A 12,507-nucleotide genomic window follows, 5' to 3' on the forward strand; every position below is an offset into this window, starting at 1 on the left:
GCCGGTTATAACTCAATGAGCGACGAGGACCGCGGAGAGCGACGGTTGCTCGGCGCCGTCGTGCTCGCGGTGTTGATATCGCAGGTGCTGTTGTATCCCGGCGTGCCGAGCCTCGTGGTCGCGCTCGGAGCGCCCGCCGGCATCGACGCCGGCATGTGGTTCCTCGTCGCGGAGTTCGGCGCGTTCGTCTCTTTCGCGGTGGTCTGGGGCGCCCTCAGCGACGCGCTCGGCGAGCGGGTCCCGCTGATCGTCGTCGGCGCGCTCGGCGGGGCCGCCTCCTACGCGGCGCTCGCGGCGGTCCCCGAGTTCGGGTTCGGCTTCCGCGCCGCGCTCGTCGTCCGCGTCGTCGGCGGTGCGCTCACTATCGGCGCATTCTCGCTCGCGATCACGTCGCTGATGGATCTGCGCGGTGGTCACGGGCGAAACATGGGCGCCGCCGGGACGGCCATCGGACTGGGCGCGGCGGTCGGCGCCGTGGTCGGCGGCGCGCTCGCCGATCTCGATCCGTTCTATCCGGTGTACGCCGGCGCGGTGGTGTTGGCGGGCGCGGGCCTGCTCGCGGTGACCGTCGACGACAGGGCGGGCGGGAGCCCCAGCGACGGGGAGCGAGACGGGACCGACCTCGGTTTCCGGGAGGTGCTCGCGCAGGCGCGGACGACCCGCGGACTCCTCGTGCCGCTGGCGTTCGGGTTCGTCGACCGACTCACGGCCGGCTTCTTCGCGCTCGTCGGCGTCTACTACTTCCAGGACCCCAGCACGTTCGGCCTCTCTGCTGCCGGCGCGGGGGCGACGCTCGCGCTCTTTTTCGTCCCGTTCGCGCTCCTCCAGTCGCCGCTCGGGTCGCTCTCGGACCGCGTAGGTCGTTTCCTCCCCGTCGTCGTCGGATCGATCGCGTACGGGGTCGTCACGGTCGGCGTCGGCGTCGCCCCGACGTACCCCCTCGCGGCCGGCCTGATGGTGCTCGTCGGGGTCTGCGGGGCGCTGATGGCGCCGGCGACGATGGCACTCGTCACCGATCTCGTCGAGCCAGAGGCCCGCGGCGCGGCGATGGGGCTGTTCAACGTGTTCGGCTCGCTCGGCTTCCTCGCCGGCTTCCTCGTCGGGGGCGCCGCCACCGGCGCGTTCGGCTACGCGCCCGCGTTCCTCGTAGTCGGCGGACTCGAACTTGCGATCGCGCTGGCGCTGTTCCCCGCCGTTCGCGCGATCGCGCCCGGCGACGGTCTCCTCGGGCTCCGGGGCGCCGAGGGGTCGCTCTCGAAGTAAGCCGCGCGAGTCGAGCCTTTTTAAGCCTCGCACCCCCTCCATCCCGACAACCGATGGAACTACTCGTCGTGGGCGCGGGCGAGATCGGCCGGTGGATCGCCGACACGGTGTCGGCCGACGAGTCGCCGGTGTCGGCGACCGTCGCGTTCGCCGACCGCGACCCCGAGACCGCTCGCGACGCCGCGGCCTCGCGGGACGCGACGACGGTCCCGGCCGACGGCGACACGATCCACGACGCCGTCTGTCTCGCGGTACCGATGTCGGCGGTCCCGGCCGCGGTCGAGGCGTACGCGCCCCGCGCCAAGCGGGCGATACTGGACGTCTCCGGCGAGATGACCGACGCGGTCGCGGCGATGCGCGAGCACGCGCCAGGGCTGGAACGAGCCAGCTATCACCCCCTCTTCGCCCCGCCGCGCGTCCCGGGCAACGTCGCCTGCGTCGTCGACGACGGCGGACCGATCGTCGATGGGATCTCGGCCGCGATCGAAGCGGGCGGCAACCAGGTGTTCGAGACCACGCCGACCGAGCACGACCGGGCGATGGAGACGGTGCAGGCCGGCGCGCACGCGGCGGTCCTCGCGTGGCGACTCGCGGGCGACGAGGTGCGCGAAGAGTTCCACACGCCCGTCTCCGCCGCGCTCGACGAGGTCGCCGACACGGTCACCGAGGGCGCGCCCGAGGTGTACGCCGAGATCCAGCGCGCCTTCGACGGCGCCGACGACGTTGCTGTCGCGGCCCGCGAGATCGCCGACGCCGACCCGGAAGCGTTCGCCGACCTGTACGAGGCGGCCCGCGGCGACCGCGAGGGTCGGGAGCGACACGAGTGAGCGGTACGCCGACGAGAGAGATTTCATGATAGACAGAGACGCGGTCCGGAACAACGCCAACTACCTGCGCAACGTCAGACCGATCGACCCCGAGGAGATCGCGGAGTACATCGAGGGGACGCCGCACCCGGCGGTCGTCCGCGAAACGCTCCGCGAGGAGGCGTTCGATCTCAGACTCCGCGAGCGCGAGGACGGGTGCTTCGAGCCAGTCTCAGAGGAACCGATCCCCGACCCCGACTGGGCTCCGACCGCGTTCCCCGACGCCTACTCGTTCGCCGTCGAGGACCTCCTCGTCGCGGAGTTCGGCGCGAACTGGCACCGTGGCGAGTCGGGTGAGAAGCTTCGAGAGGCCGTCCGGCGGCTGAAGACCGACTACCTCTACGAGAACGACGTGGAATACGACCGGGTGGCGGCGCTCGGTTACGCCGTATACCACCTCCCCGCCTACTACGCGACCATCGGGTACGTCCTCGACGACCTCGTCGAGAACGGCCTTATCGACCGCACGCTCCGTGTCCTCGACGTGGGCGCGGGCGTCGGCGGGCCCGCGCTCGGGCTTCACGACTACCTTCCCGACGACGCCGTCGTGGACTATCACGCCGTGGAGCCGAGCGCCGCGGCCGACGTGCTCGACCGACTGCTCGACGAGACAGGCCGCAACTTCCGGCCGACGATCCACGAAACGACGGCGGAGTCGTTCCTCGGCGTCGACGGCGAGTCGGCGACGGCGGACGGCGCGACGGACGACCCCTTCGATCTGGTCGTCTTCGGGAACGTCCTCTCAGAGCTTGAAGATCCAGTCACTGTCGTCGAGGCCGCGATCGATCGGCTCGCCGCCGATGGCAGCGTCGTCGCCTTCGCGCCCGCCGACCGCAACACGGCGATGGGGCTCCGAGCGATTGAACGCTCGGTGGCGACTCCGGAGTCCGGCGTCGAGACGTACTCGCCGACGCTCCGGCTCTGGCCGGACGCGACGCCCTCGGACGGCGGGTGGTCGTTCGACGTCGCCGACGACCTGGCGGTCCCCGCGTTCCAGCGACGACTCGACGAGACGGCCGCACGCGGCGCGACCGACGAGCCGGGCGAGTTCGTCAACGTCGACGTCCAGTTCGCGTACGCCATCTTGCGGCCCGACGGGAAGCGCCGCGTGGACATCACGGCGAACGACGGTCGCTGTGCCCGGATGGCGAACTCCGAGAACCACGTCACCGACCGCGTGAACTATCTCGCGGTGAAACTGAGCCACGACCTCAGCGCGGGCGACAACGCGCTGTACCGCGTCGGCGACGGGTCACAGACCGTGGACCACTACCTCGTCTGCACGCGCGAAACCGTGCTCAACGAGGACCTCAGAGCGGCCGACTACGGGGCGGTCGTCTTCGTCGAGAACGGGCTCGTCCTCTGGAACGACGACGAGGGCGCGTACAACGTCGTCGTCGACGACGAGACGGTCGTCGACCTCGTCGCGCGTTGACCGGGGCGCCGGGACTCGGCGTCACCCCCGTCGATCCGCGTTCGCGAGCGACCCGTTCGGATCGCCTTCGTCGCGGACCGCGACGTACGGGAACCAGACGACCACGCCGCCGAGAACCGCGCCGATCCATTTCGAACCCCGGTGATTATTTATAAGCGGAATCTGATCCACCGGTAGACGATGGCGCTCGAACTCACTGAGGCGTTCGTCCGAGTCGCCGGGACGTCGCCAGTGATGCAGGCGCTCGTCGGCGGCGTCGTCATCGCCGCGATGAATCTCCTCGGGGCGTCGCTCGTTCTCGTCTGGAGAGACCCGTCCGAGCGGTCCCTCAACGGGATGCTCGGATTCGCGGCCGGCGTCATGCTTGCCGCCGCGTTCACCAGCCTGATCCTCCCGGGCATCGAGGAGTATTCGGGCGGGAACCCGATCCCGACGCTTATCGGCGTCGGGCTCGGCGCGTTGTTTCTCGACCGGGCGGACGCGCTTACCCCCCACGCGCACTACCTCCTCACCGGGTCTCGTCGAACGGACGCGGCGAACCCGACCGAGGCGCTTCCCGTCACCGACGAGCGGTTGACCGGCGTCATTCTGTTCATTCTCGCCATCACGCTGCACAACATGCCGGAGGGGTTGGCTGTCGGCGTGGGATTCGGTGCGGCCGGGACGGATCCTGCACGGCTCGGGAGCGCGCTGTCGCTGATGCTCGCCATCGGTCTCCAAAACATTCCCGAGGGATTGGCCGTCTCCGTGGCTGCCATAAACGCCGGCCTCGACCGCCGGCTGTACGCCGCGATCGCCGGGCTCCGAGCCGGGGTCGTCGAGATCCCGCTGGCGGTGCTTGGGGCCGTCGCCGTCACGCTGGTCGAGCCCCTGTTGCCGTACGCGATGGGGTTCGCCGCGGGGGCGATGCTGTTCGTCATCTCGGACGAGATCATCCCCGAGACGCACCGGAGCGGTCACGAGCGCGTGGCGACGCTCGGGCTCATGACGGGCGTCATCATCATGCTGTACCTGGATATTTCGCTGGCGTCCTGACCGCACTCCGAGGTGACCGCTCCGGACTCCGTGCCGAGTCAGATACGCCGACTCCGTCACGGACGCCGCGTTCAGGCGAGCCGGTCGATCAGGTCGGGGGCGTCCACGGCGGGGGAGTTCACCCGCGTCGACACCGGATACGCGGTCAGTTCGTCGGCCGGGTACGGGTCCAACAGCGCGGCGGCCTCGTCGGGGTCGCCCCGGAGCCACGTCGCCTCCTCGTCCGGCTCCAGTATCACCGCCATCCGGTGGTGGAGGTCGGCGACGAGGTCGTTCGACTCCGTCGTGACGACCGTGAACGTCTCCACCGGCCCGCTGCCGTCGTCGAACTCGGCTCCGACCCCTCCTCCGAACGCGCCGAGTCCCGTCTGCGTCGTCTCCGGTTCCGGTGGCTCCCACCGCTCGTAGAGGCCCGCCATCGCGAACGGGCGGTCGTCCTCGAAGGCGACCCGGTACGGCGTCTTGTCGGAGTCTCCGCGGCACCGGTCGTCGGTTACGTCCGCGTCGCCGTCAACCCACTCGTAGAATCCGTCCGCCGGGACGAGACACCGCCGGCGTTCGAAGGCGTCGGCGAAGCTCCGCTTCTCGCGAACCGTCTCGGCGCGGGCGTTGATGAGGTCGAACGACTCGTCGGCCCAGGCGGGAGTGAGCCCCCACTTCATGCGGGTCGCGCGGTCGGGGGCGTCGGCGGCGATCACCGGGAGGTTCTGGCCGGGCGCGCAGTTGTAGCTGGGCTCGACTCCGTCGAAGTCGGCGTCGAACCGCGCTTCGAGGTCCCCGGCGGCAGTGAAGAGCGTATAGCGACCGCACATGGATACCGTTTGTTGCACCCGCCAGCACTTAAATACAGTTTGGGAACGACAGCGTCGCCGGCACCGCGCTCACCGTCACGGCCTCCCGGCGGGTTTTTGCCTGCGCGTCGCCGCCCTCTGCTATGCGCATCGAGAACAGCTTCATTCCCGTCGAGGGGGTCGGCGAGAAGACGGAGCGCAGGTTGTGGCGCGAGGGCGCCACGACGTGGGAGTCGTTCGACCCCGGCGTTGACGTTTCGGGCGTCGGCTCCACGACGACCGATCGGATCGAGTCGTTCATCGCCGAGGCACTGACGCACCTCGACGACGGCGACGCGGCCTACTTCGACCGCACGTTCCCGAGCGGGGAGCGCTGGCGGCTCTACGAGAACTTTCGAGACGAGACCTGCTTTTTCGACATCGAGACGACCGGACTGGACGAACACCGCGACCAAGTAACGACCGTCAGCTTCCATCGCGACGGGGAGACGACGACCCTCGTCGCCGGCGACGACCTCACCGCCGACCGGCTCCGCGAGCAGTTCGCGGGTGCGAGCCTCCTCGCGACGTTCAACGGCGCGCGGTTCGACGTGCCGTTCTTAGAGACGTCCTTCGGAATCGACATCGACACGCCGCACCTCGACCTCATGTACCCCTGCAAGCGGATCGGACTCTCCGGGGGGCTCAAACCGATCGAGAAGCAAATCGGGATCGACCGCGACCGCCCGGATCTGTCGGGGCGGGACGCCGTTCGACTGTGGCGCGAGTACGAGCGCGGCGACGACGACGCGCTCGACGCGCTGGTGTCGTACAACCGCGAGGACACCGAGAACCTTCGAACGCTCGCGGACGTCGTCTCTCAACGGCTCCACGAGGACGTCTTCGTCGGTGCGACCGCCGAGCAGTAGACTGGCGAAAGCACCATTCTCCACCCACGAAGATTGTCGCAGAACACGCCTCGATTTATCCGGCTCGGCACCCGATAGCGACGAGACGGCAGGCCGCGTGGTCACAGCGCTCCGCTGCAGGGTCGGCCTCGAACTCGATTTCTGGCGATCGTCGGCGGCGCTGAGGCTTTGCGTCTCGCCCTCCTATCGACTCCGGACGGATCGAGGAGATGACGACATGACGTACTTCGATACAGAGGAGGGAGCGGCACTGAAATCGGCGTTCGATGAGATCGTGTTGGACTGGCCCGCGGTGACTGCGACCACCATGTTCGGCTGTCCTTCGTATCAGGCTGAGGGAACGCTTTTTGCCGTCCTCGTCACCGACGGAGTCGCGCTGACGAGACTTCCCGCCGACCACCGCGAACGGGTAGCGCAAACGTTCGAGGTCGGGCCGTTCCGAGCCGGTGAGCGAACGGTGACAAAATGGGTGCAGATCACCGTCGAGGCCGGTTCCGAGCTCGACTCGCTTATCCCCCACATCGAAGCGAGCTACGAGTCGGCGCTGGAGGAAACGAACTGATGGCCGACCGATCGGACCGGCGCAGTGCGGGTGGGCCAAGCGACTTGACGGGCGGTCGGACGCCGTAGCCACCGAGCGACGAGAGACGTCTCGGATTGTCGTTTCGGACTGCCGCTGATTCGGCCGGTCCGAACTCGACCTCGGCGACTCGTCAGCGGTGGAGCGTTTCGACGAGGCCCATGATCTCCCGCACGTCCCGCGGTGTCGAAACGTGCCGCTACTCACGCAGCGAGTCGCGCACGCGACGGGGAATCTGTGGAAAGTCGAACGTCGGCCGCCCCTCGGGATCGGTCGGCTCGACTACACACTGGATCAACGACGGTCCGTCGCGTTCGACTGCCGCCTCGTAGGCATCGGCGAACGCCTCGTCTGTAGTGGCACTGGCCGCCGGGAGGCCCTGTGCCTCCGCTGCGGCCGCGAAATCGATCGAAGGAGTGGCCTGACCGCCCGTCGTTCCGTAGATGTTGTTGTCGAAACAGACGACAGTGAGGTTCGGCTGATCGGCCGTCACCACCGTTGAGAGGACGCCGAGCGACATCGTCAGCGAGCCGTCGCCAGCGAGCACCGTAACCTGTTCTTCGGTGCCTCGGGCAACGCCGATTCCGGTCGCAGTCGTCGACCCCATGCTCCCCCAGAGATAGAAGTTTCTGTCGCGGTCATCGACCTCGGCGAGTACGTAAGAGGCGACGCCGAGATTCGAGACGACCACCGCGTCCGGAGTCTCGTCCAGCACCGCGGCCGTGCAGGCGAATTGGTCGGCCGCCATCACTGGGCCTCCTGTCCGTAGCCGGTGACGGTTGCGTCGAGGAACACGATGTACGGCGTCCGCGTCGAAAACGCAGTGTCTGTGGCCATTCGAACCGTCTTTCGTAGCGACCCCGCCTCCGAGACGACCGTTTGTCTCACTCCCATGTCGTCCATCATCGCGGGGAGGTTGTAGCCGGTCGGCACCTGTGCGATATTGAACTCGCCGAGACCGCCCCGACGCGTAACGAGCGCGACGAACGGCAACCGGGCGGGGACGGACAGCGAGCCGAGTGCATTGATTGCGTTCGCAAGCCCGCTCGACTGACAGATGACCGCCGCACGGTCGCCGGTCACCCACGCGCCGGAGGCCGCCGCGATCGCGCTCTCCTCGCGTTCGACCCGAAGCGTGTCCACGTCCGCTTCCTCGAGACCTGTCAGTACAGCGCCCATCGCACCGTCCGGAAGCTGTGTGACAAAGTCGATCTCCGCGTCGATCAGTCCGTCGACAATTGCTGTTTCCCAACTCATACCTGCTGGTAGAGACGGGGTGAGATAATGATTCTCACGCAGGTAAGAGTCGTAACCCCGGGCGTAAGAGTCAATTGTATGATAACATATTCAGCGAGACCGCGGAAACACGGCGCCACGCTCGGCGTTCAACAGATCCGCTCGAACGAACTTGCTCGGCGACGGCTACGTTGCTTCCGCGTCGCGGTCGATTGGCGTCTCTGCCGTCTCTGATTCCGCCTCGTCTTCCGTATCTGCGGTCGGATCGGTCTCGGTGACACCGTCCGAGCCATCGACAACAGTATCTCGCTCTTCCGCCTGCGATTCTCCTCCGTCCTCCTCGTCGGCCGTCGACGCGTCGTCGGTGCTTCGATCACTGGTGTGATCGCCCTCGTCGTCGTCGTCCTCGTCTACATCCTCTGTATCCGCTTCCGGGTCATCGTCTTCTCCTGCTTCGTCGTCGCTTTCGGCAACTGCTTCGTCATCGTCTTCTCCCGTTCCGTCGTCGCCTTCGGCGACTGGTTCGTTGTCGTCTTCTCCCGCTTCGTCGTCGCTTTCGTCGACTGGCTCGTCGTCGGCCGTCTCATCGTCCGTAGACGTCTCTTCATCGCCGGCTTCCGCTGCGGCCTCGGCCGCCTCGTCCCCCGTCTCCTGGACCAGTTTCATCTCTCCGCGAGCGCGGAGTGCCCCGTCGATTTCGGCCCCGTCGTGGACGATGAGATCTCCGGCCGAGACGTCGCCGAGCACCCGCGCACCGGCCTTGATGGTGACCGTTCCGCCGCGGGTCGTGACGTCGCCGTGGATGACCGTGTCGGCGCCGACGGTCACGCCCTCGCGGGCGCGCAGCGAACCGAACACTTCGTTTCGCTCGCCGACGTGGACGGACTCCGCTCGCAGGTTACCGTGGATGCGGCAGTCGTCGCCGACGGTCGCGGGCGTCGAGACGCGCCACGCGTCGTCTGATATCTCGGCGCCGCGCGGAATGAACAGGGGGTCGCTCACGTCGTCGCCGTCGGCGAGCGCCTCGGCGAGTTCGTCCGCCGCGTCTGTCTCGCCGACGCGTAAAAGCTGCGAGAGGACGAGGAAGTAGAACACGATGGTGGGTACGGGATTCCGGATGACGATCCAGCCGTTCGCCTCGAACCCCTCCTCGATAGACACGTCGTCGCCGATGTCGAGGTCACCGGAGACCATCAGTCGGCCGGTGACGGTCACTCGTTCGCCGAGGTACGCGTCCTCGCCGACGAGGACGTTGCCGTCGACGGTACACCACGTGTCGAGCCGGCAGTCGCCCTCGGCCTCGATGTCGTTCCCGACGTGAACGCGCTCGCCGATGGCGACGTTGCGCCCGCGAAGGCCGAACTCTACCGTTGACTGGCCGCCCACGAGCACGTCGCCGTCGACGACGAGGTCGTGCTCCTCGACGGTCGTCCCGGACGGAACCGCGAGCTCTTCTATCGGACCGTCTCCTCGCAGCGACACAACGGGAGAACTCCCTCCGCACTTATAAACGGTGTGGGCCGTCTGACGGAGGGCTGACGGCAGGCGACTTGCCCGTGCGATGCCGACCTCAGACGGGTCACCCGACACCCTCCGAGCCGCGACCGCCGCGCGTGTGGCTCCCACGCGTGGCGCCCGCAGGTCACTACCCTTTTGAGTCCGGCACGGGAGCAGCGAGTATGGGATTCGGATCGTACGATGAGAGCGAACAGAAGGACCAGGACGTTGACACCGACGCTGAAGAAGCGGTAAACGTTCACGAACACGACCACGACGGCGAGGTGTCCATCGAGGGCGGCGCCTCCACCGACGACCTCGTTGGGCGCCTCTCGGAGATGAAAGACGACGACGACGACGAGTAACCGCTCTCGTGCGAGCGGTCCCGATCACCGGCCGCGGCCGTGTCACGCCCCTTTTATCCGATCGACGCATACCTCCGGCAATGAGCACAGAGCTGACCTTCACCGACGACGGCGTCGACGTCGTCTACAAGGGGACCGAGTTCGAACTGGAGAAGGACCTGATCGAGGAGGCGACCGGGAAGGGATTCCGCGACGTCACGGACCACGAGGTGTTACAGATCGTCGCCACAGAACCCGAGTTGGACGGCGAACCCGTGCGTATCGGCGACGTTTTATAAGCCGACTCTCGCGTCATTCTCGCGTCACTCTCCGAAGCGGTACGGTTTTCCACCGCGACTGGATTGCCCGGTGTATGGGTCTACTATCCGTACTCGCGGCGCTCGCGAGTTCGAAGCGCCGGATCGCGCTCGTCGCGCTCCTGGTCGTCGTCGGGACGGTCGGCGGCGCGTTCGCCGCCGGAGCAATTGGCGTTCCGAGCGTTGCGGACATGGACAACTCCTTCGGCAACGTGACGAACGAGACGACCACCGTCGAGACGGATCTCGTGATCTCGAATCCGAACCCCGTCGGGGTCGGACTCGACGGCGTCTCGGTGAACTACACCATCGCCATGAACGACATCCGGATGGCTCAGGGCGGTCGCGACGGGGTGACCGTCAGCACCGGGAACGCTACGATCCCGCTCGAAACGGACCTGCAGAACGACGCTATCCCGCCGTGGTGGGTCAGTCACATCCGCAACGGCGAGCGGACGAGGGTCGACATCGGCGCGAGCGTCACCTCGGATCTGCTCGGTCAGACCGTCGATTTCAGCCGAAGCCGAGAGATACAGACCGATCTGCTCGGTGAGTTCAACTCTGATGAGACGCGGCCCGTGAACGCCGACAGCGCGCTGACCGACGACCCGATTCTGTACGTCAACGAGACGCGGGGCGAGTGGGGGAGCGTCAGCGAGTCCGAGACGCCAATCGACATGACGTTCACCGTGTACAACCCGAACCTCGAACCGTACGCTATCACCGAGATCGGGTACGACGTGACGATGAACGGGATCGAGATGGCGTCTGGGAACACGGCTGAGGGGTACGTGATCCCCTCGCGCAGCACCGAGACGATCGAGTTCACCACGGACCTCCAGAACCGTCACCTCGACGAGTGGTGGGTCACGCACCTCGACGAGGAGGTACACGGCCACCAGGTGAGCGACCTCACCATCGAGTTTTACGCCGTCGTCGAACTCCCGAGCGGCGGGGAGATCACGGTCCCGCTCGACGCGTTGACCTACGAGGAGACGATCGAGACCGACATCTTCGACGAGGGCGAGGACGTACGAGACGCGAACGCTTCCGAGGGCGGAGACGCCGACGGGAGCGGGACCGACGATGGCGGGGACACCGCGGACGACGGGGACAACACGAGCGACGACGGAGGCACCGTGGACGGCGGTGAAAACACGAGTAAAAGCGGCGACGACACCACTGACGACGGGGACAACACCACCAGCAACGAATCTGACGACGGCGGCATCATTCCCTTATAAATAAGTCGGCGTACTCGACCGGGCAAGCGCCGTTTCGCCTCTCAACCCGCCGGGTCCCTGACGCCTGAATCTCCTTCGGCCAGCATCGTCGGGAGTTCGACGCCGTATCCCGCTACGCGTGCGGACAGCGGCGAGCGCTCCTCGTGGGGTCTCCCGTCGCCGCGACGCCCCGCGAACAACTCCTCAGTCGACTTCCTGCCACGGTCAGTCGCTCCCCGGCGAAGGAGGGACGCCGGCGACACGTCCACGAATCCGATCCCGATACAATGCCGTGCCGACGAGGCCGACGACCGCCATCGCGACGAGCCACGTCAGAACGGCGTGGGGGACGTTGATCGTGACAAGCGTCTCGGGGAGCAACACGCCGTCGGGAGCGACGGCGCCGAGATCGATCGGAATCCGCCCCTGTGTGGCGTTGTCTGCGCCGTGCATCACCATTGCGAGCCACGCGCTCCCGCCCGAACCGTTGAACACCCACGCCAGTAGCACCGAAAACCCGATGATACCGACGAAGTACGACACGATGAGCGCTGGCGGCCAATCGGCCCGGAAGCCGCCGGGGAGGAACTGCGGGAGGTGCCACAGTCCCCAGAAAACGCCGATCACGACAGCGGCCCTGAACGCGCCGTATCGATCCTGGAGTTCCGGTTGGGCGAACCCGCGCCAACCGAACTCCTCCTGGCCGCCTCCGATGAGCGTCCCGATGACGATACTGAAGACGATTGTGGTGAGGCTGATCTCAAAGGCTGCCCAATCGACGGGGCCACCCAACGCCCAGGAGACGACACCGGTGGCGTAGACGATGGCGAACGGGATGCCGATGGCGGCCGCGTACCACCTGAGAGGGACGCGAACCGTCGCGACGCTCTTGAACCAGGCCCGTACGCTCTCTCCGCTCGCGGCGATGACGATCGCGGCCGCGACAGAGGGAGCGAGCGCACCGAGAAATCCCTCAAGAAACCAACTGGGCCACGATGGTTGTGTCATTCCG

Annotated in this window: 15 protein-coding genes; 9 read left to right on the forward strand and 6 right to left on the reverse strand. The window is 67.1% G+C overall.

Going from position 1 to position 12,507, the window contains the following annotated elements:
• Nucleotides 1–15 precede the first annotated feature (15 nt).
• From ACNS84_RS03785 to ACNS84_RS03795, 3 genes are read left to right on the forward strand one after another with little or no spacing between them, the layout of a single operon-like run.
• The gene (locus tag ACNS84_RS03785) at nucleotides 16–1,263 is read left to right on the forward strand and encodes an MFS transporter (RefSeq protein ID WP_435073501.1); all 1,248 of its coding nucleotides are present in this window, start codon (nucleotides 16–18) and stop codon (nucleotides 1,261–1,263) included.
• Nucleotides 1,264–1,316: 53 nt separating this feature from the next.
• Entirely contained in the window at nucleotides 1,317–2,090 is a 774-nt protein-coding gene (locus tag ACNS84_RS03790) for an NAD(P)-binding domain-containing protein (RefSeq protein WP_435073502.1), read from the forward strand.
• Between the two features lie 25 nt (nucleotides 2,091–2,115).
• Nucleotides 2,116–3,564, forward strand: coding sequence for a small ribosomal subunit Rsm22 family protein (locus ACNS84_RS03795; RefSeq protein ID WP_435073503.1), 1,449 nt, complete (start codon nucleotides 2,116–2,118; stop codon nucleotides 3,562–3,564).
• A 21-nt stretch (nucleotides 3,565–3,585) separates the two neighbouring features.
• Here the strand turns inward: ACNS84_RS03795 and ACNS84_RS03800 are convergent, their stop codons facing one another.
• The gene (locus ACNS84_RS03800) at nucleotides 3,586–3,735 is read right to left on the reverse strand and encodes a hypothetical protein (protein ID WP_435073504.1); all 150 of its coding nucleotides are present in this window, start codon (nucleotides 3,733–3,735) and stop codon (nucleotides 3,586–3,588) included.
• Nucleotides 3,736–3,744: 9 nt separating this feature from the next.
• On the opposite strand from ACNS84_RS03800, the gene ACNS84_RS03805 reads away from it, so the two are divergent.
• Nucleotides 3,745–4,599, forward strand: coding sequence for a ZIP family metal transporter (locus ACNS84_RS03805; protein WP_435073505.1), 855 nt, complete (start codon nucleotides 3,745–3,747; stop codon nucleotides 4,597–4,599).
• Between the two features lie 71 nt (nucleotides 4,600–4,670).
• On the opposite strand, the gene ACNS84_RS03810 is transcribed toward ACNS84_RS03805, so the two are convergent.
• The gene (locus ACNS84_RS03810) at nucleotides 4,671–5,411 is read right to left on the reverse strand and encodes an SOS response-associated peptidase (RefSeq protein WP_435073506.1); all 741 of its coding nucleotides are present in this window, start codon (nucleotides 5,409–5,411) and stop codon (nucleotides 4,671–4,673) included.
• A 122-nt stretch (nucleotides 5,412–5,533) separates the two neighbouring features.
• Between ACNS84_RS03810 and ACNS84_RS03815 the strand changes: the two genes are divergently transcribed.
• Complete coding sequence (locus tag ACNS84_RS03815; protein WP_435073507.1) at nucleotides 5,534–6,298, forward strand: ribonuclease H-like domain-containing protein; 765 nt, start codon at nucleotides 5,534–5,536, stop codon at nucleotides 6,296–6,298.
• Between the two features lie 97 nt (nucleotides 6,299–6,395).
• Nucleotides 6,396–6,860 (forward strand): hypothetical protein, encoded by a 465-nt coding sequence (locus tag ACNS84_RS03820; protein WP_435073508.1) that lies wholly within the window; start codon nucleotides 6,396–6,398, stop codon nucleotides 6,858–6,860.
• Nucleotides 6,861–7,077: 217 nt separating this feature from the next.
• On the opposite strand, the gene ACNS84_RS03825 is transcribed toward ACNS84_RS03820, so the two are convergent.
• The 3 genes from ACNS84_RS03825 to ACNS84_RS03835 all read right to left on the reverse strand — a co-directional run bounded on the left by ACNS84_RS03825 (nucleotide 7,078) and on the right by ACNS84_RS03835 (nucleotide 9,596).
• Entirely contained in the window at nucleotides 7,078–7,626 is a 549-nt protein-coding gene (locus ACNS84_RS03825) for a thiamine pyrophosphate-dependent enzyme (RefSeq protein WP_435073509.1), read from the reverse strand.
• A complete protein-coding gene (locus ACNS84_RS03830) occupies nucleotides 7,626–8,135 on the reverse strand; it encodes a thiamine pyrophosphate-binding protein (RefSeq protein WP_435073510.1) in 510 nt (169 codons plus the stop codon). The genes ACNS84_RS03825 and ACNS84_RS03830 overlap by 1 nt, the downstream gene beginning before the upstream one ends.
• Nucleotides 8,136–8,300: 165 nt before the next feature.
• A complete protein-coding gene (locus ACNS84_RS03835) occupies nucleotides 8,301–9,596 on the reverse strand; it encodes a polymer-forming cytoskeletal protein (RefSeq protein WP_435073511.1) in 1,296 nt (431 codons plus the stop codon).
• Nucleotides 9,597–9,793: 197 nt separating this feature from the next.
• Between ACNS84_RS03835 and ACNS84_RS03840 the strand changes: the two genes are divergently transcribed.
• From ACNS84_RS03840 to ACNS84_RS03850, 3 genes are all read left to right on the forward strand, one after another.
• Nucleotides 9,794–9,976, forward strand: coding sequence for a DUF5786 family protein (locus ACNS84_RS03840; protein ID WP_435073512.1), 183 nt, complete (start codon nucleotides 9,794–9,796; stop codon nucleotides 9,974–9,976).
• 80 nt (nucleotides 9,977–10,056) lie between these two features.
• On the forward strand, nucleotides 10,057–10,254 hold the full coding sequence (locus tag ACNS84_RS03845; protein WP_435073513.1) for a DUF5800 family protein: 198 nt from the start codon (nucleotides 10,057–10,059) through the stop codon (nucleotides 10,252–10,254).
• A 74-nt stretch (nucleotides 10,255–10,328) separates the two neighbouring features.
• Nucleotides 10,329–11,516, forward strand: a complete 1,188-nt coding sequence (locus ACNS84_RS03850; protein WP_435073514.1) for an LEA/WHy family protein — start codon at nucleotides 10,329–10,331, stop codon at nucleotides 11,514–11,516.
• Between the two features lie 204 nt (nucleotides 11,517–11,720).
• Here the strand turns inward: ACNS84_RS03850 and ACNS84_RS03855 are convergent, their stop codons facing one another.
• Nucleotides 11,721–12,503, reverse strand: coding sequence for a CPBP family glutamic-type intramembrane protease (locus ACNS84_RS03855; protein ID WP_435073515.1), 783 nt, complete (start codon nucleotides 12,501–12,503; stop codon nucleotides 11,721–11,723).
• Nucleotides 12,504–12,507: the final 4 nt, after the last annotated feature.

The organism is Halorubrum wangae (genome assembly GCF_051194135.1).
Taxonomy (GTDB): domain Archaea; phylum Halobacteriota; class Halobacteria; order Halobacteriales; family Haloferacaceae; genus Halorubrum.